The sequence below is a fragment of the Streptomyces sp. NRRL S-1813 genome (assembly GCF_000719605.1).
Taxonomy (GTDB): domain Bacteria; phylum Actinomycetota; class Actinomycetes; order Streptomycetales; family Streptomycetaceae; genus Streptomyces; species Streptomyces decoyicus.
In genome coordinates this window covers 136,382-158,161 of sequence record NZ_JOHB01000020.1, presented here as the reverse complement: position 1 = coordinate 158,161, position 21,780 = coordinate 136,382, and the positions used below count along the sequence as shown (strand labels likewise).

12 protein-coding genes are annotated in these 21,780 nt (G+C 73.3%); 7 read left to right on the top strand and 5 right to left on the bottom strand.

All coding sequences use genetic code 11. From position 1 onward, the window contains the following. Positions 1-270 precede the first annotated feature (270 nt). Complete coding sequence (locus tag IF67_RS0125370) at positions 271-831, bottom strand: MarR family winged helix-turn-helix transcriptional regulator (protein WP_030989360.1); 561 nt, start codon at positions 829-831, stop codon at positions 271-273. Positions 832-1,019: 188 nt separating this feature from the next. Between IF67_RS0125370 and IF67_RS0125365 the strand changes: the two genes are divergently transcribed. Then, positions 1,020-2,324 (top strand): MFS transporter, encoded by a 1,305-nt coding sequence (locus IF67_RS0125365; RefSeq protein WP_030989358.1) that lies wholly within the window; start codon positions 1,020-1,022, stop codon positions 2,322-2,324. A 129-nt stretch (positions 2,325-2,453) separates the two neighbouring features. On the opposite strand, the gene IF67_RS0125360 is transcribed toward IF67_RS0125365, so the two are convergent. Continuing rightward, the gene (locus tag IF67_RS0125360; RefSeq protein ID WP_030989357.1) at positions 2,454-4,271 is read right to left on the bottom strand and encodes an ATP-binding SpoIIE family protein phosphatase; all 1,818 of its coding nucleotides are present in this window, start codon (positions 4,269-4,271) and stop codon (positions 2,454-2,456) included. A 309-nt stretch (positions 4,272-4,580) separates the two neighbouring features. Next, positions 4,581-5,969, bottom strand: a complete 1,389-nt coding sequence (locus IF67_RS0125355) for an NAD(P)/FAD-dependent oxidoreductase (protein ID WP_030989354.1) — start codon at positions 5,967-5,969, stop codon at positions 4,581-4,583. A 435-nt stretch (positions 5,970-6,404) separates the two neighbouring features. Here IF67_RS0125355 and IF67_RS0125350 point away from each other — a divergent pair, with 435 nt between their 5' ends. Beyond that, positions 6,405-7,334 (top strand): TetR/AcrR family transcriptional regulator, encoded by a 930-nt coding sequence (locus IF67_RS0125350; protein ID WP_078889619.1) that lies wholly within the window; start codon positions 6,405-6,407, stop codon positions 7,332-7,334. Positions 7,335-7,611: 277 nt separating this feature from the next. Further along, positions 7,612-9,570, top strand: coding sequence for a sigma-70 family RNA polymerase sigma factor (locus IF67_RS0125345; RefSeq protein WP_030989351.1), 1,959 nt, complete (start codon positions 7,612-7,614; stop codon positions 9,568-9,570). Here IF67_RS0125345 and IF67_RS0125340 read toward each other — a convergent pair. Next, entirely contained in the window at positions 9,557-13,105 is a 3,549-nt protein-coding gene (locus tag IF67_RS0125340; protein WP_078889625.1) for a BTAD domain-containing putative transcriptional regulator, read from the bottom strand. The two genes, IF67_RS0125345 and IF67_RS0125340, sit on opposite strands and share 14 nt — an antisense overlap. Before the next feature lie 449 nt (positions 13,106-13,554). After that, the gene (locus IF67_RS0125335; protein WP_030989347.1) at positions 13,555-15,654 is read right to left on the bottom strand and encodes an asparagine synthase-related protein; all 2,100 of its coding nucleotides are present in this window, start codon (positions 15,652-15,654) and stop codon (positions 13,555-13,557) included. 813 nt (positions 15,655-16,467) lie between these two features. On the opposite strand from IF67_RS0125335, the gene IF67_RS0125330 reads away from it, so the two are divergent. The 4 genes from IF67_RS0125330 to IF67_RS0125315 all read left to right on the top strand — a co-directional run bounded on the left by IF67_RS0125330 (position 16,468) and on the right by IF67_RS0125315 (position 21,757). Continuing rightward, the gene (locus IF67_RS0125330; protein ID WP_030088381.1) at positions 16,468-17,916 is read left to right on the top strand and encodes a hypothetical protein; all 1,449 of its coding nucleotides are present in this window, start codon (positions 16,468-16,470) and stop codon (positions 17,914-17,916) included. Between the two features lie 236 nt (positions 17,917-18,152). After that, positions 18,153-19,364 carry an L-2-hydroxyglutarate oxidase gene (gene lhgO, locus IF67_RS0125325; protein WP_030989346.1) on the top strand — a complete coding sequence of 404 codons (1,212 nt, stop codon included), beginning with the start codon at positions 18,153-18,155 and terminating at the stop codon, positions 19,362-19,364. A gap of 155 nt (positions 19,365-19,519) precedes the next feature. Beyond that, a complete protein-coding gene (gene trmB / locus IF67_RS0125320) occupies positions 19,520-20,425 on the top strand; it encodes a tRNA (guanosine(46)-N7)-methyltransferase TrmB (RefSeq protein WP_030989344.1) in 906 nt (301 codons plus the stop codon). Between the two features lie 27 nt (positions 20,426-20,452). Continuing rightward, the gene (locus IF67_RS0125315; RefSeq protein ID WP_234341322.1) at positions 20,453-21,757 is read left to right on the top strand and encodes a PrsW family intramembrane metalloprotease; all 1,305 of its coding nucleotides are present in this window, start codon (positions 20,453-20,455) and stop codon (positions 21,755-21,757) included. Positions 21,758-21,780: the final 23 nt, after the last annotated feature.

Here is a 21,780-nt window from a genome sequence, read left to right as displayed (position 1 = left end):
GTTGCCGGTCCGAATTCGTTTCCGATTCCCCCGCCTCGGGTGCGGCTATTTGAACTGCCGCGCCTTTCGGCGTGATCACTACTTTAGCGGAATTCCTCGTTGACGCATAATCACGTCACGGTTCGAATTCCGGCATGCCGAAATTGTTCCCGGTGAGGGTCCGTGCAGTAGTGGGTGCCGCGAAGCGGCGGGATGGTCGCCGCGGAACCGTTCCGGCTCTGTGGCAACTCGGAGAACACTACGGATGGGGAAGGGTCGTGTCAACACGCGTCAGTCAAGGTCACTCAGACGCCCGTCGGCGTCGGGCTGGGCGTCCTCGACGCGGCGCAGCAGACGGGTCAGGACCTGGCCGAGCAGCTGCCGTTCCTCTCCGGAGAGGTCCTGGAGGAGGTCCTCCTCGAAGACCGACGCCAGGCGCATCGCCTCGAGCCACTTCTCGCGGCCCTCGTGGGTCAGCGCGACGATGACGCGGACGCGGTTGTTCTCGTCGCGCTCGCGCGTGACCAGACCCTCGTTCGCCATGCGGTCGATGCGGTGGGTCATGGCAGCCGGCGTGAGGCCGAGGAGCTTGGCGAGTTCGCCGGGGCCCAATTGGTAGGGGACCCCGGAGACGACGAGGGCCTTGAGGACCTCCCATTCGGCGTTGCTCAGGCCGAGGGTGGCGGTCTGCCGCCCGTAGGCGACGTTCATCCGGCGGTTGAGGCGCTGAAGTGCGGAGACGACCTGCTCCACCTGGGGGTCGAGGTCCTGGAACTCGCGCTGGTAGGCCGCGATCTGTTCCTCGAGGCTCGGCTCGGCGGTGTCGGCGGCCGCATCGGAGGGCTCAGGCATGCGGCGCAGTATGACATGGAAGTCATTGGCGTTGAAGTTCTTCGGCGTGTAGTCTTTAGCTTCGAACTTTAGAGTTGAAGTCTTCAGGGTGAGACTGTCCGGCTTCGGACGGTCTCACCCTGGCGTCTGCCGCAGCTCGTGGGTTCGTCCCTCTTATCCGTCTGATGACCTGACCTAGGTAGGTGAGTGTGACCACCGCGATGGGCGCCGCGTTGCGCCGGATCCAGCTCGGGAACGCGTTGAGCGCGTTCGGGAGCGGCTTCACCGTTCCGTATCTGTACGTCTATGTGGCGAAGGTGCGGGATCTCGGCGCGAGTACGGCCGGTGCCGTACTGGCGATGCTGGCGGTGGCCGCGCTGGTCGTCCTGCCTCTGACCGGTCGCGTCATCGACCGGCGCGGGCCGCTGCCGGTGGCCGTCATCGGTTCGGTCTGCGCCGCCATCGGCTCCCTGGGGATAGGGCTGTCCGCCAGCGAGCCGCTGGTCATTGCGGCGGCCATCGCCCTCGGTGCCGGGATAGCGGTCATTCAGCCGGCGCTCGCGACGATGATCGTGTGGTGCTCGACGACGGTCACGCGGTCGCGGGCGTTCGCCACCCAGTTCTTCCTGAACAACCTGGGGCTGGGCGTCGGCGGACTGGTCGGCGGGCTGCTGGTCGACGAGTCGCATGCGTCGAGCTTTGTGCGCCTGTTCGCCATCGAGGCCGTGATGTTCCTGGTGCTCGGCGCGGCGGTGGCGAGCGTACGGCTGCCGCGGACGCCGAAGGTCGAGGACCCGGTGCCGACCGAGGAGCGGGCCAAGGGCGCCTGGCGTGCGATGTTCGCCGACCGGCGGATGGTGTGGCTGTGCGTCCTGGGGTTCGTGCTGTTCTTCGCCTGCTACGGGCAGTTCGAGTCGGGGCTGGCGGCCTACGCGACCGAGGTCACCCGGATCCCACCGGCGAGCCTGGGGATCGCGCTTGCGGCCAATACGGCGGCGATCGTGGCGGCGCAGTTCGTGGTGCTCAAGCTGGTCGAGCGCCGGCGGCGCAGCCGGGTGATGGCGCTGGTCGGGATGGTCTGGACGGTGGCGTGGATAGCCGCCGGGCTGTCCGGGCTGGTGCACGGCGCGCAGGTGGTGGCGACGACGCTGCTGATCTCGACGTATGCGCTGTTCGGTATCGGTGAGTCGATGCTGTCGCCGACGGTGGCTCCGCTGGTGGCCGATCTGGCGCCGGCTTCCCTGATCGGCCAGTACAACTCGGCATTCGCCCTGGTCAAGCAGCTGGCGCTGGCGGTCGGTCCGGCCGTGGGCGCACTGATGGTGGGGCATGGGATGTACGTGGCGTACATCGGGATGCTCGTGGTGTGTGCGCTGGGGATCACGGTGTTGTCGTTGCGGCTGGGGCGGATGCTGCGTCCGGAGCAGGACAATCCGCACCGGGCGGTGGCGTCCCTGCCCGCGGCGCGGGTGCCGGCGGAGCCGGCAGCGGAAGCGGTGGTCTGCGGCGCCTGAGCAGCGTGCCCGGACCGCCGGAACCATGGGCGGTCGTTGAACCCGCGCTTCCGGCGCCGTGAGAGCGGCGCGTCCCACCGGCCCCCGGCCTGGTCCGATCGGATCAGGCCGGGGGCCGGTGACGTACGGCTATCCGCGCGGCAGGGCGAATTCGCACCAGACGGCCTTGCCGCCGCCCGGGGTGCGGCGGGAGCCCCAGGACGAGGCGATGGTGGCGACGATGGAGATGCCCCGGCCGGCCTCGTCAGCCGGTTCGGCGCGGCGGCGGCGCGGGAGGTGGTCGTCGCCGTCGGTGACCTCGACGATCAGCCGGCGGTCCGTGCGGCGCAGCCGGAGGCGCATGGGCGGGGTGCCGTGCTGGAGGGAGTTGGCAACCAGTTCGCTGGCGGCCAGCACACCGAGGTCGTGCAGCTCGGTCGGGAAACGCCAGGAGGCGAGGACCCCGGAGGCGAAGGCGCGGGCGCGCGGGGCCGCTTCGGTGCCGCCGTGGAGTTCGAGCGCGGCGTTGTGGAACAGCTCGGCGTCATGGCCGGTCCGCTCCGGGTGCTGGAGGACCAGGATGGCGACATCGTCGTCGTGGCTGGCGGTGATGCCCAGGGAGCGCAGCAGGCGGTCGCAGACGATGTCCGGGGCGCCGGCGGCACCGGCGAAGGCGCGCTCCAGGGCCTCGACGCCGTGGTCGATGTCCTTGTCGCGGCGCTCCACCAGGCCGTCGGTGTAGAGGACGGCGCTGCTGCCGGGGCCCAGCGGGACGGAACCCGAGGTGTGCAGCCAGCCGCCGGTGCCCAGCGGCGGCCCGGTGGGCTCGGCGGCGCGGCGGATCGTGCCGTCCGGGTCGCGTACGAGGATGGGCAGATGGCCGGCCGAGGCGTAGACCAGCCGGCCCTCGTTCGGGTCGTGGACGGCGTAGACGCAGGTGGCGATCTGGCTGGCGTCGATCTCGGCGGCCAGGCCGTCCAGGAGCTGGAGGACCTCGTGGGGCGGGAGGTCGAGGCGGGCGTAGGCGCGGACCGCGGTGCGCAGCTGGCCCATGACGGCGGCGGCGCGCACCCCGCGGCCCATGACGTCGCCGATGACCAGGGCCGTACGGCCGGCGCCGAGGGTGATGACGTCGTACCAGTCGCCGCCGACCGCGGCGTCCGTGCCGCCCGGCTGGTACGTGGCGGCGACGCAGAGGTCGTCGGGCTGCTCCAGTTCCTGGGGCAGCAGGGAGCGCTGGAGGGTGACGGCGGCCTCGCGCTGGCGCGCCTCGCTGGCCCGCAGCCGCTCGGCGGACTCGATCTGGTCGGTGACCTCGGCGCCGAAGACCAGGACGCCCTTGTGCGGGGCGACGCAGGCGACCTCGGGGTCGGGTGCCGGGCCGCTGGCCGCGACCTCGATCGGGGTGCAGGTGAAGGTGTAGTAGCCGTCGCGGGAGCGGTCGCCGCCCGCGCCGCCGGGGACCTTGCGGGACTTGACCGTCCGCGGTTTGCCGCTGCGCAGGACCTGGTCCATCAGGGGGAGCAGGCCCAGGGCGTCGAGTTCGGGGAGGGCTTCGCGGGCGGTGTGGCCGGCCGGGCGGGGGCCGAAGGCTGCGGCATAGGCACCGTTGACGTAGGCGAGGCGGTGCTCGGGACCGTAGACGACGGCGACGAGGGCGGGGATCGTGCCGAGGATGTCGTGGACGGACAGTGCGTCGACGGTGGGCGGCAGGGCCACGGGGGTGGGGTCCTGGGACGGCGCCGTTTCCGCGGGCTCGGCGCGGGCCGCGGGGACGGTGCCCGTGGTGGCTGCCGTCGGGGCGGCGGGCGTGACGTCCGGGGCCGCGGGCACGGTGGACGGTGCCGGGGCCGCGGCGGGCGGGGCGGCCGGTGTGCCGGACGCGGGGCGGGGTGCGGCGCGGTCGGACCGGGCGGCGGCACGCCGCTGTGTGCCGGGGAGTTTGGCGCTCCAGCGCGTGAAGATCACGGAGGGGTACCTCTTACTTCGCGTCGTCGCGCGGGATCGGGCCGTCGGCATGGCGGGACCTCCCGGCCGGGGGCCGGGGAAGGGTCGGCTGGGGACACTCTCGGCGTCCATTTGCGGAATGCAGCAAACGTCCAGAATCCTCGTGATTGTCACTCTTTGCAGATACGAGTCCACCCATGGTCACACGTCCAGTGTGGCCGACCGGACGGACATCCGTCAGACGCCCGGGTGCCCGCGTGGAGTTCCGCACTCCGGAACATCCGGCGTACCAGGGCTGACGGCACGGCAACTCTTGTGGGGTACGGCGCGTCAACTGGCTTCGTTGTGCCGTCCGGTCCCCGCGGCGAGTTCGAACTCGGCGCGCGGGTTCTCCAGCGAGCCGAGCGAGACGATCTCGCGCTTGAACAGGCCGGCCAGCGTCCATTCGGCGAGCACCCGCGCCTTGCGGTTGAAGGTCGGCACCCGGCTGAGGTGGTAGGCACGGTGCATGAACCACGCCGGGTAGCCCTTCAGCTTGCGCCCGTAGACGTGCGCGACGCCCTTGTGCAGGCCGAGTGAGGCCACCGAGCCGACGTATTTGTGCTCGTAGTCCTGGATCGGGCCGCCCCGCACGGCAGCCGCGATGTTCTCGGCGAGCACCTTGGCCTGACGGACGGCGTGTTGCGCGTTGGGGGCGCACACGGCGCGGGGCTCGTCGGGCTTGGCGGGCGGCGGAGCCGTCAGGTCGGGGACCTCGGCCGCGTCGCCGGCGGACCAGGCGTGTTCGACGCCCTCCACCTGGAGCGCGGGGGTGCACTTGAGGCGGCCGTGAGCGTTCAGCGGCAGCCCGGTCGCGGCCAGGATGGGGTGCGGTTTGACGCCCGCGGTCCACACCAGGGTCCGGGTCGGGAAGCGGGAGCCGTCGCTGAGCTGGGCGACCCGCTTCTCACAGGAGTCCAGCCGGGTCTCCAGCCGTACGTCGATATTGCGGGCACGCAGCTCACGTACGGCGTAACGGCCCATGTCCGGACCCACTTCGGGCAGGATCCGGTCGGTCGCCTCGACGAGGATCCACTTCATGTCCTCGGGCTGGATGTTGTGGTAGTAGCGGACGGCATAGCGGGCCATGTCCTCCAGTTCGGCCAGCGCCTCGACGCCCGCGTAGCCGCCGCCCACGAAGACGAAGGTGAGCGCGGCGTCGCGGACCGCGGGGTCGCGGGTGGAGGAGGCGATGTCGAGCTGCCCGAGGACGTGGTTGCGCAGTCCGATGGCCTCTTCGACGGTCTTGAAGCCGATGCCGACGTCGGCGAGGCCCGGGACGGGCAGGGTGCGCGAGACCGAGCCCGGCGCCAGGACCACTTCGTCGTACTCCACCTCGATGGCGCCGTTGCCGGTCTCCTCCGCGGCCAGGGTGGTGATCGTGGCCCGGCGGTCGGTGTGGTCGAGGGCGGTGACCTCACCGATGACCACCTTGCACTGCGGCAGCACCCGGCGCAGCGGTACGACGACATGGCGCGGGGAGATCGAACCGGCCGCGGCCTCGGGCAGGAAGGGCTGATACGTCATATAGGGCTCGGGGTCGACCACGATGACCTCGACAGTGCCCTGCTGGAGCTCCTGCTTCAGCTTCCGCTGCAATCGCAGGGCGGTATACATCCCCACGTAGCCACCGCCGACCACGAGAATGCGCGTCACGTCGTTCGAAGACTCAGTCTTCACAGAGGTTCTCCTCGCGGTGTCGACCAGGCCCGGGCAGCACCGATCCGGACGGCGGCCGCCGGCACGGCCACCATCGGGCGCTGCACCCCCGGGACAGCACAGCACTGTTCCATGACGCACCGCCGGAGCGCCTTTGTCCACAGGCCCGTCGAAATGTATGACCGGTCGCGACCCTGGGGACGGAACGGCCCATTCCGTGTATGCGAGAGGAGGTGCCCTGGTCAGGGGGTGGGTGACGACGGGAGAGCGGGGGTGTAATCCGGGCGGATCAGGCCCCTTGGGCCGATCGGGGGGCGCATTGCGCGGAACGCCCCCTTCATTCTTGACGCAGGCTCAACTATGTTCGTATCCGTTGGGGTGCACCCTGTCATCGGTACGCCCTGACTGTCAGGGCGGGGAGTCTCCGGGGGGAGACGACATTACCGGGGGATCACTATGCACATTCAGGGCTCTCATTGGCCGACCAACGTCGCTGTGGCACCTGCCGCCGACGATGCCGGGAGCGGTAAGAGAAACGACAGAACCAACGGCAGCGGCGCCGGCAACGGCTCCGGCGTGAGCAACGGTGCCCGCTCGGGGGCGGGCGGCCGGAGCACGCCGTTGCGGGTGGATGCCCAGCGCAATCTGGAACATGTGCTGCGCGCCGCGCGCGAGGTCTTCGGCGAGCTGGGGTACGGCGCGCCCATGGAGGACGTGGCCCGGCGGGCCCGGGTCGGGGTGGGCACGGTCTACCGCCGGTTCCCGAGCAAGGACGTGCTGGTCCGCCGGATAGCCGAGGAGGAGACCTCACGGCTGACGGACCAGGCGCGTACGGCGCTGGGCCAGGAGGACGACCCGTGGTCGGCGCTGTCCCGCTTTCTGCGGACGTCGGTCGCCTCGGGTGCCGGGCGGCTGCTGCCGCCGGGCATTCTGCGGGGGAGCGCGGACGCCGACCGGCTCGCGGAGACGGCGGACGGCGTGGAAGGCCCTCGGGTGCCGGACGGCCTGAGTGACGCACGGGTGCCGCAGCAGCGGATGGCGTCCGGCGCGGACGGGGTACCGGTCGATCTCCGGCTGGTCGCCCCGGAGGGCGCCTCGGAGGGCGGGTCCGCTCCGGAGGGCGAGGCGGCACAGGCGGCTTCGGCCTCTGCCTCGGTCTCGGCCGAGGAGACGACCGGCGCCGATGCGCTGCTGGAGGTCGTCGGCCGGCTCGTGGAGCGCGCCAGGACGGCGGGCGAACTGCGCGCCGACGTAACGGTCTCCGACATCCTTTTAGTGATTGCCACGGGCGCGCCCACGCTGCCCGATCCCGGCCATCAGCAGGCCGCCTCCGCGCGGTTGCTGGAGATTCTGCTGGAAGGGCTGCGTTCGCGCCCCGCTCGGTGAGGTCCGGTGGCCGGCCCCGTCCGGGTGGACCCGTGTGCCGGGTTCATCGGGCGGGGCCGCGCCGCGGGGTGGTGTCGTGGGTGGAGCGCGGGGCGGTTCAGCCCGTATGCGCGATTCAGCCCGTATGTGTGGTTGCTCGTACGGGTGAACGTCCGTGCGGTCGTCCACGTTCTCACCCCGGATGAGTGGATGACCGTCAGGGCCCTCAACCACCGGGGTTCGGTGTGGCACGCTGGCGCGGTGTTCCGGTGTGACGGCGGCTTCGGGGGCCTCGAAGATGGGTGTTGACGGGCGGGACGGGCGGCGCGACGGCGAGGCCGGGGTGGAAGAGCGCACGGGGACGCCGTCCGGGCAGTCCCCGGGGCGGACCGGGCCGGCCGCCGAGCGGCACGATCGCGCCGGTGACCCGACGGGCGAGGGCCACAGCGTGCCGCCGCAGCGGGACCGCTCCCGCCGCCGGACGGCCCCGGCCGCCGACCCCGAAGGCGGCGAACTCCCGCCGTCCGACGCCCAGTTGCTCGCCGATCTGCGGGCCGGGGACGACAGTGCGTACGAGGAGATGTACCGCAGGCATGCCGACGCGGTCCGGCGCTATGCCCGCAGCTGCTGCCGGGACGCGCACACCGCGGAGGATCTGACCGGCGAGGTCTTCGCGCGCACGCTTCAGGCGGTGCGCGGCGGCGCGGGCCCGGATTCCGCGGTGCGTGCCTATCTGCTGACGACCGTCCGCCGGGTCGCCGCGTCCTGGGCGAAGACCGCACGCCGGGAGCAACTGGTCGAGGACTTCGCGGTGTTCGCGGTGTCCGCCGCCGGTGCGCCGGGGGACAGGGACACTCTGGATCTGGGCGCGGACGTGCGCGCTCTGCACGAGGCCGAGCAGTCGATGGCCGTGCAGGCGTTCCGCAGTCTGCCCGAGCGCTATCAGACGGTGCTGTGGCACACGGCCGTCGAGGACGAGTCTCCCAGCGAGGTCGCCCCGCTGCTCGGGCTGACCGCGAACGCCACCGCCGTACTGGCGCACCGCGCCAGGGAGGGCCTCAAACAGGCCTATTTGCAGGCGCATGTCAGCCAGTCGCTGACCGCCGGGGGCGACTGCGCCCGGTACGCCGACCGGCTCGGCGCCTATGCCCGCGGTGGGCTGCGGATGCGGGCCGAGCGGGGGCTGCGCAAGCATCTGGACGCATGTGCCCGGTGCCGGCTGGCCGCGCTGGAGGTCGAAGACGTCAACCAGCGGATCGGGGCGGTGCTGCCGGTCGCGGTCATCGGCTGGTTTGCCGCCGGGTACGCCGTCAAGGCGGCAGCCGCGGCGGTGGGTGTCGCGGGTGCGGCGGCCGGTGCCGGTGCGGCGGCGGGTGTCGCAGGTGGTGGCGGTTCCGGTGCGGCGGGCGGCAGCGGTGGTGCCGCCGCGGGTAAGGGGCTGGGCGCGGCGGTGAAGGTCGGTATCGGGGTCGGGGCGACGGTGGTGGCGGGCGCGGCACTGGCGCTGGCACTGACCGGCTCCCCCGAGCCGGCACCGGCGCCCCATGCGCAGCCCGCGCAGCCGCGCCCGTCCGCGCCGCAGAAGCCGGCTCCCGAGCCGTCGGGGTCGGCGCTCCCGCCGGCGGCCGGCGCCGCACCGGCACCACCGAAGCAGACCGCGAAGCCGCACCCGTCGCCGCCTCCGACGCGCAGGCCGCGCCCCGAGCCGACGCCCGTCCCGCCGCGGGCTCCGCAGCGGCCGGCGCCCGGATCGCCCCCGCCTTCGACGCCGGTCCCCCGGCCCACGCCGCCGAAGCCCTCACCCAAGCCGCCGCTTCCCGCCCCGACCGCGTACCGCCTCAATGCGCTCGACCACGACTTCATGGGCGACGGCAGCAGGCCGGAGGTGCGCACCCTCGGGAGCAGCTGGCTGTGGCAGCGGCAGGAACCGAAGATCGCCGGCACCACGTATGCGCATGGCGTGAGCGTGCATGCGCGGTCCTCGGTGACCGTCGACCTCAACCGCCGGTGCACCGCGTACGACGCCGTTGCGGGCATCGACGATCTGAGCCTGGTGCGGGGTGCGGTGCGCTTCTCCGTCTACGCGGACGGGGTGCGGCTCTGGCAGTCGGCGGTGGTGCGCGGCGGGGAGAGGGCGGTGCCGGTGCATGTCCCGCTGGCGGGCCGTAAGTCGCTGCGGCTGGTGGCCGAGCCGGCGTCGCCCGTTGGCTCGGTGGCGCTGGGGGACTGGGCGCAGTCGACGATCAGCTGTCGTTGAGGGGGCGGGGCGGCTCCTGGCCGACGGCGTCACGGGACGGCTCCCGGTCGGCAGCGTCGGGGGGCGGTTTCTGGTCGGCGGCGTCGCGGGACGGCTCCCGGTCGGCAGCGTCGGGGGGCGGTGCCAGGAGCGCGACGGCCTCGGCGGGGGTGAGGCGCGCTCCCTCGGCGTACAGCGCATCGTAGAAGCCGCCGCGTAGGTCGCCGCCCGTGTCGCCGTGAGTGCCGCCGTCCATGTCGCTGCGTGGGCCGCCGACCGTGTCGTCGCGTGTGTCGTCCCGTATGCCCTCGTGCAGGCCGCCACCCTCCATGGCCTGGTGCAGGCCACTCTCTGTGTCCTCGTGCAGGCCGTCCCGTATGCCGCCGCGAAGGTCGTCGTCGGATGCGCCGTTCAGCTCGGCGCGCAGCGTGTCCGCCGTGTGCTGTACGTCCTCCTCTTCGGGGACGAGCCGCGGAAGTTCGCCGCGCCAGGCGCCGGCGGCACCCAGCAGCCGGGCCGCGTCCCGCGGGCGGCCGGCGCGCTGGAGTGCGACGGCCGCGGATTCCACGACGGCCGCCAGCACCGGCTGGGTGCAGTAGTGCGCCAGCCCCGATCTCAGCGCCTGATGGCACCGGCTCAGCGCGTCCGTCAGCTCACCTGCTTCCGCCGCGATCCGGCCCGCCAACGCGTCCAGCACGAGCGTGAAATGGGGCGGCGGGGTCCCCAGCGCGGCGGCCGTACGCGCCGCCTCGCACTCCTCGCGCGCCACCTCGAGCTTCCCGCGGCGCAGCGCGATGCGGGCGTGCAGCGAGTGGTTGAAGGCCAGTGGGTCCTGCACGCCCCACTCGGCGGCCTGCTCGTCCGCCCGCACCAGCGCCTGCTCGGCGCTGTCCACATCGCCGTCGGCGAAGTGGAGTTCGGCCAGCCGGGACAGGATGAACGGCCCCTCTGCGTACGCGCCCAGTTCGCAGGTCAGCGCGAGTGCCTCCTCGTAGGCGGTACGTGCCTCGTCGTAGCGGCCACGGATCTGCCGCATCTCCGCTGTGGCGGCGGCGACCTGGGCGAGCATCCAGCGGTCGCCGACCCACCGGGCCAGTGCGACCAGCTCCGGCTCGTCCGCCTCTGCCGACTCCAGCCCGCCGGGCAGGCCGATCGCGAGATGCGTACGGAACATCAGCGAGACGCCCAGCTCCCAACTGCCGCCCAGTGCACGGGTGGTGGTCACGGCCCCGTCCGCGAGCGGCAGTATCTGGTCGTAGCCGCCGAGGAAGAACGCGGTGAACGGCCACAGCAGTCCGGGGAAGCGGGCGCTGCGCGGATGCGGGCGGCGGTAGGCCGTCAGCAGCCGGTCGATCAGGGCGCGCTGCTTCGGGGGCTCGTCATGGCGGTCGCGGCTCTGGTCCTGGAGCAGGAAGAGGAGCAGCAACTGTAGGTCCGCCTGCGCCCAGAACGCCGGGTCGGTGTCGGCGAGCTGCTCCGGACCGGGACGGAGGGCCGCGGTCCGCTCCGCCCAGGAGGCGCCCTCCTCGCGGTAGTTGCGCAGCCACCAGAACCAGCCCATGGCCAGGACGACCCGCTGTGCGGTGTCCGCGTCCCGGCCGGTGACCGCGCGGTGCAGCACCGCCCGTACGTTGTCCAGCTCGGCCTCGATGCGCGCCAGCCACGGCAGCTGCTCGGCGGAACGGATACGCGGTTCGGCGTCCGTCAGGAAGTCCAGGAAGTGACCGGTGTGCCGGGCGAGGGTGTGCTCGTGCTCCTCGGGGCGGTCGGCGGCCCGCTCCCTGGAGTAGGCGTGGATGGTCTCCAGCATCCGGTAGCGAGGCTCGGCGCCCCGGTGGTCGACGATCAGCAGCGACTTGTCCACCAGCGCTCCGAGCCGGTCGAGCACCTCCTCGGCCCGTTCGCCGCACACCGCCTCGGCCGCCGCGAGGGTGCAGCCGCCGGCGAACACCGACAGCCGGCGCAGCAGCGCGCGCTCGGGCTCGTCGAGCAGGTCCCAGGACCAGTCGACGACCGCGCGCAGCGTCTGCTGGCGGGGCAGCGCGGTCCGGCTGCCGCTGGTCAGGAGCCGGAAGCGGTCGTCGAGGCGGTCGGCGATCTGGCGCGGGGAGAGCAGTCGCAGCCGCGCCGCGGCCAGCTCGATGGCGAGCGGCAGACCGTCCAGCCGGCGGCAGATCTCGTCCACCGCCGCGGGGTCGTCCGCGGCCCGGAAATCCGGCCGCACCGCCACCGCCCGCTCGGCGAACAGCTGGTGCGCGGGGGCCGGCGGCAGCGGCTCCAGCGGCCGTACGACCTCGCCGGGCACGCCGAGCGGTTCCCGGCTCGTGGCCACCACGGTCAGTCCCGGGCAGTGCCGCAGCAGCCGGTCGGCCAGCTCGGCGGCGGCGCCCACCACATGCTCGCAGTTGTCGAGGACGAGCAGCAGTCTGCGCGGCGCGCAGTGGTCGACGATCCGGGCCGCCGGGTCGGTGTGCTCGGCGGCCGTACGGGCCTCCATGGCCGGGGAGAAGACGGTCGTGTCCCGTCGGCCGAGCGCGGAGAGGACGGCCCCGGGCACGGCCTCCGGAGCGTCCAGCGGCGCGAGCTCGGCGATCCAGACTCCGTCGGGGTGTTCCCCGGCCAGCGAGCCGGCCAGCTGCTCGGCGAGCCGGGTCTTGCCGGATCCGCCCGCTCCGGTGAGTGTGACGAGGCGTGTGCGGTGTGACCTCAACTCGTAGTGCAGAGAGGAGAGTTCGGACTCCCGGCCGACGAAGGAGTTGAGGCGGGAGCGGAGATTGCCGGAGCGGGGGCCCGCATCCGGGGCCGGAGGGGCCGCCGCCGGCGCCGGCTCCACCTTCTGTGCGAGCAACTGGGCGTGCAGCGCCCGTAGTTCCGGGCCCGGGTCCGCCCCGAGCCGGTCCGCGAGCAGCTGCCGGGTCTCTTCGTACGCGGCCAGCGCATCGGCGCCGCGTCCCGCGCCGTACAGGGCCCGCATGAGCTGGGTCCGGAACGGCTCGTCCAGGGGGTGGTCCGCGGTCAGCTGCCGCAGCTCGGGCAGCAGCTCCTCGGTACGGCCGAGCGCCAGATCCGCATCGATCCGTCGATGCAGCGCCGCCAGCCGCAACGCCTCCGGGCCATGGGCCGCTCCCGCCCCGTCGGGCAGGTCCAGCAGGGCCGGTCCACGCCACAGCGCGAGCCCGGTGCGCAACGTCCCGGCCGCCGCGGCCGGATCCCCCTCCCGCAACTGTCGCGTCCCCATGGCGACCAGCCGCTCGAACTGATGCAGATCGACCTCGTACGGCCCCGTGACCAGCCGATATGCCCCCGGCAGCGACTCCACCGCCTGCTTGCCCAAAGCCCGGCGCAGCCGCCCCACAAGCGCCTGCAACGCACCCGGTGCGTCCTGCGGCGGCGCATCCACCGCCCACACCTCGTCGATCAGCGTCTCCACGGCCACCGGCCGCCCACCGCGCAGGGCCAGCGCGGCCACCAGCGCCCGCACCCGCGCCCCGCCCAGCGACACCGGCTGCCCCCGCGCGTCCAGGGCCTCCGTCGCACCCAGAATCCGAAATCTCACCCGGTCATTGTCCAGCCCCACGCCGCTCCCCCGATTTTTATCCACAGCCCGATTCCACTCGGACCTCAGTTGTCCACAGTCGCGCACAGGCGGGGCTGTGATGTCGCCGCTCCCTGCCCGGAACGGCCGCGAACACCGGGAAGCCGCGAACACCGGGAGGCGACGGGCCCGAGACGGCGGGCCCGAGACGGTCGGCCCGAGACGGTCGGCTTCCGTGCGTCAGGCGAAGCAGGCCGGGAATCCACCGGCCGGAGGGCACCCCACCCGCCGCTCGCCACCAGCGACCGGGGCGGACACCCGCGCACCCGCTCCCGCGTGCACCCGCTCCCGCGCGGGCGGCCTCCCGCCCGCGACCCTCCCGCCAAGGCCGGCGCCCTCAAAGCTGGGCGCCAGAACCCACCCCGCCCTCACCCGGCCACCCGCCGACGACAACGCCCGATGCCCCGGCCTCAAGCCAGCCGCGCCCGCGGAACCACTCCCCCCGCGACCGCCTTTTGGCGCGGCGCCCCCGCCCCCGTCCAACACGTCCCCCGCCGCGCCACCAGCCGCCGCAGCCACAGCTCCGTGGAGACCAGCTCGGCCAGCCCGTCCAACGGCAGCGCCGCCCCCTCCGCCGCCGACCGCAGCGCCTTGCGGACCACCCGCGCCTCCACCAGCCCCGCATCGGCCAGCAGCGGCGTGTCGAAGAGTTGCACCAGGTCACCGACGGCGCCGCGCAGCCCGGCACGTACCGCCGCCGTATGGGTGACGTGCGAGGTGGCGCCCCAGCCGGCCGGCAGATCCCGTACCCCGGCCCCGGCCAGTACGGAGCGCAGCACGGCCGCCCGCGCCCCCGGCTGCACCCGCAGGGTGTCCGGCAGGGCGCGGCAGGCGAGCACCACCTGGTTGTCGAGGAACGGGGCGTGCAGCCGCTGGTTGCGGACCTCGGCGGCCTGCTCGAAGACGCGGTGGTCGGCGGCCTGGCGGGCCAGCGCGGCACGGGCGCGCCGCTCGCCGGGGCGGCCGACGGCGGGCGAGCGGTGCGCCGCATCGCTGAGCCGAACCGATACTTCAGCCAGCGCCTCCCCCGTGAGCCAGCGCGCGGCGGGCCCCGGCCGGCACCAGGCGAGCGCGGCCAGCGAGGCGTCCACGGCCCCGCCGGCCACCGGCTCGTCGGCGAACTGGCGCTCCAGTAGGCGGCGCGCCGTATCGGCGACACCGGCCGAGTACGGCGTACGGGCGAGCCTGCGGGCGGCGCGGTAGACGGTGAAGGGGACGAGGACGGACTGCGCGGAGGGGCCGTCCGCCTTGGCCAGCGCGGTGACCGGGCGCAAGAGATGGCGCCGGCGGCGGTCCATGAGGAGGTCGGCGAGGCGGGCGGGGTGGGCGTCGAGGACCTGGCGGGCGCCGTGTCCGACGAAGTGGTCCGCGCTGCCGGCCAGCAGCCGTCGGCGGTGGCGGCTCGCGGTGGTGAGGGAGGGGCCCGGCTCGTCCGTGAGCGGGCCGGTGGAGAGGTCCGCGTACGGGAGGGCCTCTTCGCCCGCCGCGACGACGACATGGTGCAGCCGCGGGTTCTCGGCAATGGTGCGGGCGCGCTCCAACTCGGCGTCGCGGTAGGCCTGTCCGCCGTTGGTGGCGCGGTCGTTGAAGGTGACGGCCAGGAGGCGTTCGCCGTGACCGTTGAGCCTTCCGGGCTGGCCGGGAAGGCCCGCTGCCAGCAGGGCGAGGGTCCCGGAGGCGCTGCCGCCGGAGAGGTCGGCGCCGATGCCGGGGGCCGGTGCCCCGCGCGCCGCGCGCCGCTCGGCGGGCCCCATACCGGGCACCGGGCCGGGGTCGAGGCCGTCGAGCCCCTCCGGATCGGGGGCGTGCCGGGGCCCGGCGAGCCGGGCGCGGACGGCTTCGACCAGGGCGTCGCGGACGCCGTCCACGGCTTGTTCGGGGGCGAGTTGGGGCGCGGCGACAGCGAGCGAGGCGGTCGGCTCGAAGGAGGTGATCTCGCCGGCGCCGCCGCGCAGCACCAGCGCGTGTCCGGGCGGGGTCCGGCGGACCCCTTCGTACGGCGTGCCGGCGCCGAGTGCCTCGGGGATGTCCGGGCAGGCCAGCAGCGCGGCCAGGTGGCCGACGTCGAGACTGGCCTCGACGAGGTCGGCGAGCGGGAGGGCGGCGGTGGCGTAGGCGGTGCCACCGGCCCAGGGGGTGTGGAAGACGGGACGGGCACCGGCCAGGTCGCCGGTGACGGTGATCCGCCGCCCTACCTGGACGACGGCGGTGTAACTGCCGGGCCAGGCGGTGAGATGGCGCAGTGCGCCCCCGCGGGCCGCGAACAGCCCCACCCGCAGTTGGTCGTCGGTGGCTCCGCAGACCCCGAAGACCGCGAGCCGGGTCTCGGGGTCGGCCTGTACGACGCGGACCTCGTCCGGCCGCCAGTCGCCGACCGCCCAGAGGGGATCCGGCTCGTTCCACAGGAGTTGGGCGCCTACGGGAAGGACCGCGCGGCTTTCCTCGCCGACCGTCGGCCCTGTGGTGGACGGCCCCGTGGCGGCACTGCTCCACCCCACCAACCAGCGCATCGCCGCCTCCACCCGATTTCCCCGTGCGCCGGGGCCAACGGCCACCCCGTACAGCGGATTGCCCGGCTGTCGCCGAGCTGTTGTGGCGACCATGCTGCCATGACAGGGGCACGGGGGAGGTGCCGAAGCGGGGCCGTATACGGGCGGTTCGCGGCGCCGGCGGCCACCGAAGGTCCGCGGGCGGGCCCTCGGGAGCGTCACGGGGTCACCACGGGCGGGCCGTGAACGGTGGAGCGGACGGGGCGCCGGCATCGGGGCACGGCCGTCCGAGCCGGGCCCCCGGTACGCCTCGCACCGGGCGCGAGCACTCCGTCGCATCGGCCCCGGGAGGCCCCCCGTGTGGCCCCCGGGGCGACCCCCGAGCATGCGACGGCGTGAAATCATCACCCGTCGATTTTCGGCCAAAGTCCGTTCCATACAGTCCAGTTGACGCATTCGGGCGTTGCGTCAACCGGCGACAGGGACGGCCGGCGACCGGTCTGTGCGACGGTCCGGGAGGCGGGCTGCGCCCCCCGGACCGGACCGTCACCCGCGGGGAATGGGGTGACGGTATCCCCCAGCCCACTGGATCCAGTGCAGCGGGCCGACCCACGCAGAAGACATGGAAGCGCTCCCGATATCGGGCGGCCAGCGCGCACGGACGGGCGCACGGGCACACGTACCCGGAGCACATGCCAATTCCCGCACCCCTGTTTGAACACGAATCTCGCCATCCGGGACACCGACTCTTAACGGTCGGGATCCGGCGAACTACTCTGGGTGGACGCATGCCCCGGGGTACCGGGGCGGCCGTCGCTGTGTCGAGGGGTGCGCATGTCCAGGGATATACGCGGGCCGAACGAAAAGCTCGGCACTGTTCTCGCCCTCGCGGGTATCAGCAATGCCGGACTGGCGCGCCGGGTCAACGACCTCGGTGCGCAGCGCGGACTGACGCTTCGCTATGACAAGACGTCGGTGGCGCGATGGGTCTCGAAGGGCATGGTGCCCCAGGGCGCCGCGCCCCATCTGATCGCGTCCGCGATCGGCAGCAAACTCGGCCGGCCGGTCCCGCTGCACGAGATCGGGCTGGCCGACGCGGACCCTGCGCCCGAGGTGGGCCTGGCATTTCCCCGCGATGTGGGCGCCGCGGTGCGCTCCGCGACCGAGCTGTACCGACTGGATCTGGCCGGACGACGGGCGGGCGGCGGCGGCATCTGGCAGAGCCTGGCCGGATCCTTCGCCGTGAGCGCGTACGCCACCCCCGCCTCGCGCTGGCTGATATCCCCGGCCGACAGTTCGGTGGCGCGGGAGGCGGCCGAGGCACGCGACAAGGACGCCGCGGCGGCCGGCGACGGCGGGATTCCGCAGCACGTCGGCCACAGCGATGTCAGCAAGCTGCGCGAGGCGGCGGAGGACGCGCGCCGCTGGGACTCCAAGTACGGCGGCGGGGACTGGCGTTCCTCGATGGTCCCGGAGTGTCTACGGGTGGATGCGGCGCCGTTACTTCTCGCCTCGTACAGCGACGAAGTGGGCCGCGCGCTGTTCGGGGCGACCTCCGAGCTCACCCGGCTCGCCGGGTGGATGGCCTTCGACACGGGCCAGCAGGAGGCCGCACAGCGGTACTACATCCAGGCACTGCGACTGGCCCGCGCGGCCGCCGACGTCCCCCTGGGGGGATACGTCCTCGCCTCGATGTCCCTCCAGGCGACCTACCGCGGCTTCGCCGACGAGGGCGTCGACCTCGCGCAGGCCGCCCTGGAACGCAACCGCGGTCTGGCCACGGCCCGGACCATGAGCTTCTTCCGCCTGGTGGAGGCGCGGGCGCAGGCCAAGGCCGGCGAGGCGCGTGCCTGCGAGGTGGCGCTGAAGGCCTCCGAAGGCTGGCTGGAACGCTCCCGCAGCGGCGACCCCGACCCGTCGTGGCTGGACTTCTACTCGTACGAACGCTTCGCGGCCGACGCCGCCGAGTGCTACCGCGATCTGCGGCTGCCACGTCAGGTCCGCCGCTTCACCGAGCAGGCGCTGTCCCGCCCCACCGAGGAGTTCGTCCGCTCCCACGGTCTGCGCCTGGTCGTGTCCGCGGTCGCCGAACTGGAGTCCGGCAATCTGGACGCGGCCTGCGCGGCGGGCACCCGCGCGGTCGAGGTGGCCGGCCGCATCTCCTCCGCCCGCACCACCGAGTACGTCCGCGATCTGCTGCACCGCCTGGAGCCGTACGGCGACGAGCCGCGGGTGGTCGAGCTGCGGGAGCGGGCGAGACCGCTGCTGGCTGCGCCGGCCTAGGGGCTGCCTCCCCGAGCTCCGTGGAGACACCCCCTCGGCCCTGAGTCGTCGCACTTCCGTCGTCGGCCCGAAGAGCGGGCCGCGGAGGAGCGGCCCGGGACACTGTCGCGCCGGCGTTCCGGGGCTGTCCGATCGGCATTGTCAGTGCCGGCCGTCATGATGGGATACGTCGTCGGCGATGATGCGCGGGTCCGCGGCGACGGGCGGGCCGGCGGTCATGCGGTTGGGGAGGTGCAGTGGCGGCGTACGACTGCGATGTGCTGGTGATCGGTGCCGGCATCGTCGGACTCTCTACGGCCTACGCGATCACGCGCGCCGCACCCGGCACGCGCGTCGTGGTCCTGGAGAAGGAGCCCGGCCCGGCCCGCCATCAGACCGGGCGCAACAGCGGCGTGATCCACAGCGGCATCTACTACCCACCCGGCTCGCTCAAGGCCCGCTTCGCCCTCCAGGGCTCGGCGGAGATGGTGAAATTCTGCACCGAGCACGACATCCCGCATGAGGTCACCGGCAAGCTGATCGTCGCCACGGACCGCAGTGAGCTGCCGCGGCTGCACGGCCTGATCCAGCGCGGCCGGGAACACGGCCTGCCGGTGCGCGAACTGGGCCCCGCCCAGATAGCGGAGTACGAACCCGAGGTGCGCGGCCTGGCCGCCATCCATGTCGGCACGACCGGCGTCTGCGACTTCGGCGCGGTCGCCCGCCGCTTCGCCCGGCTCGCCGAGGACGCCGGCACCCGGATCGTGTACGGCACCGAGGTGACGACCATCGGCCGCCGCCCCGGCCGGGTGGCGGTCCGCAGCGCCGACGGCACGGTCCACCGCGCCCGCGCCCTGGTCAACTGCGCCGGTCTGCACTGCGACCGGATCGCCCGGCTGGCCGGCGACGCCCCGGGCATGCGGATCGTCCCGTTCCGCGGCGAGTACTTCACCCTCGCCCCGGAGCGCGCCTCGCTCGTCCGCGGCCTGGTCTATCCGGTCCCCGACCCGGCCTTCCCCTTCCTCGGCGTCCATCTGACCCGCGGCATCGACGGCGCCGTCCACATCGGCCCGAACGCCGTCCCCGCCCTGGCCCGCGAGGGCTACGACTGGCGCACCCTCCGCCCCGCCGAGCTGGCCGGCACCCTCGCCTACCCCGGCGCATGGCGGATAGCCCGCCGCCACTGGCGCTACGGCGCCGGCGAACTCCACCGCTCGCTGTCCCGGCACGCCTTCGCCGACGCGGTCCGCCGCCTGCTCCCCGCCGCCCGCGAGGAGGACCTGCGCCCGTCCCCGGCCGGCGTCCGCGCCCAGGCCGTCCTCCCCGACGGCACCCTCGTCGACGACTTCCTCTTCGCCGAATCCCCCGGCATGATCCACGTCCTCAACGCCCCGTCCCCGGCGGCCACGGCCTCGCTCCCCATCGGACGCGAGGTGGCACGACGGGTACTGGGGGTGCTGGGGCGCTGACGGACGCCCGGGGCAGCCCCCGGCACCACCCACCCCAACCCACCAGCCATCGCCGCACCAACCACCAGGCCCCCACCGCCTCCCGCTTCCCCACCGGCTGCCGGCCGCCCTCGGCCGCCCCTCCCCCACCCCACCATCCGTAGAATCAACTCACTGTGTCCGAGAATCCCGCCACCCCCGAAACCGACGCCCGCGCAGCGAACGCCCTGGAAGCCGACGCTCCGGCCGCCGCCCCCCAGGCCCCCGCCCGCGAAGCCGTCCCCCAGGAAGCCGACGCGCAGGAAGCCCGCAGCCTCGGCTCCACCGCCGTCTCGGCCGCCACCCCGCGCCGCGGTGAGCCCATGTTCCCCGACGGGACGGGCCCCGCCGCCGACCCCGCGGGTTCGCATCACGAGCGGCGTATCCGTTCCTTCCAGCCCCGCCGCAGCCGTGTCTCGCCCACCCAGGCCGATGCGCTGCGCCGCCTGTGGCCGACGTGGGGGCTGGACATCGACGGGCTCGCCCGTATCGACCTCGACGCGTTCTTCGACGGGCTGCCGGTCGTCCTGGAGATCGGCTTCGGCATGGGTGAGGCCACGGCACAGATGGCCGCCTCCGACCCGGCCACCGGCATCCTCGGCTGCGACGTCCACACCCCCGGGCAGGGCAATCTGCTCGGTCTCGCGGAGCGGAACGGGCTGTCCAACATCCGGGTGGCCAACGGCGACGCGATCATCCTGCTGCGCGAGATGCTGGCGCCCGCCTCCCTCGCCGGCCTGCGCATCTACTTCCCCGACCCCTGGCCGAAGAAGCGCCACCACAAGCGCCGTCTCGTCCAGCCGGAGTTCATCGCCCTGGCGACCACCCGGCTCGCGCCCGGCGCCCTCGTCCACTGCGCGACCGACTGGGAACCGTACGCCGAGCAGATGCTCGAGGTCCTCTCCGCCGAGCCGACGCTCGAAAACCTCTACCCCGGCTATGCGCCGCGTCCGGACTTCCGCCCCCTCACCAAGTTCGAGGGTCAGGGCCTGGACAAGGGGCATGTCGTCCACGACCTCGTCTTCCGCCGCCGCGACGCGTAGGCGATCGCCGCTCGTTAGGGTCGATGGGTGTACCCGTCCCAGCCGCCCCCGCCGTCCGCGCCCACCCCTCCCCCGTACACACCCCACCCGCACGAACACGCGGGCGCGCACCGCCGCCGGACGGCCCCCTGGCACAGCCGAACGCTCCGCGCCCTCGCGCTGATCTCGATGTTCGCGCTCTCCGGCGTGATCATCGTCGGCATGGTCCGCCAGGAGACCGGCACCGAGGGCTTCCTGGTGGGGCTCGGTCTGGCCGTCTTCCCGGTACCGCTCCTCATCGCGGCGTTCTGCTGGCTCGACCGCGTCGCGCCCGAGCCCTGGCGCAACCTCGCCTTCGCCTTCGCCTGGGGCGCCTGTGCCGCGACCCTGGTAGCGCTCCTGGCCAACGGCTTCGCGACCGACTGGCTGGCCGCCAACATCGCCTCCGCCTCCCCCTCCGAGGCCGAGGCCTGGGGCGCCACGGCCATCGCCCCGGTCGTCGAGGAGGTGGTCAAGGCCGCCGCCGTGCTCCTCCTCTACCGCTTCCGCCGGGGCGACTTCGACGGCATCACGGACGGCATCGTCATCGCCGGCATCACCGCCACCGGTTTCGCCTTCACCGAGAACGTCCTCTACCTGGGCAACGCCTTCGGCGAGGACCAGTCCCTGGGCCACTCCGGCCTGGACTCACTCACCGCCGGCACCTTCTTCCTCCGCATCATCGTCTCCCCCTTCGCCCACCCGCTCTTCACGATCCTCACCGGCCTCGCATTCGGCATCGCCGCCACCCGCTACCCCCGCCGCCGCGCCGCCCGCATCGCGCTGGCCCTCCTCGGCCTGCTCACCTCGGTCCTCCTGCACGCCATCTGGAACGGCGCCTCCTCCCTCGGCGACCTCGGCTTCCTCACCGTCTACGGCCTCTTCATGGTCCCCGTCCTCATCGCCCTCACCTGGCTGGCGATCTGGGCCCGCAACCAAGAACTGCTCTCCCTGCGCGGCTACCTCGCCCCCTACATCACCGCCGGCTGGCTCACCCCCACCGAACCCGCCGCCCTCTCCTCCCTCAAAACCCGCGCCCTGGCCCGCGACATCGCCCGCCACACCCAAGGCCCCGCCGCCGCCCGCGCCGTCACCGAATACGCCACCATCGCCACCACCCTCTCCTTCCACCGCCGACGCGCTTGCCTCCTGGGCCCCTCCCCGGACTTCTTCAGCCGGGAGCAGCACTTGTTGGAGCATTTGCGGCATTACCAGGCTTGGGGGCGGGCGTCGCTCATCCATGCGTGGGATGCGGAGCGGCGAGGGCAGGGCACTGCTCATCAAGCGCACGGGCACGACAGCACGCACAGCTAGGAGCGCTGGCCTTGTGATCGCAG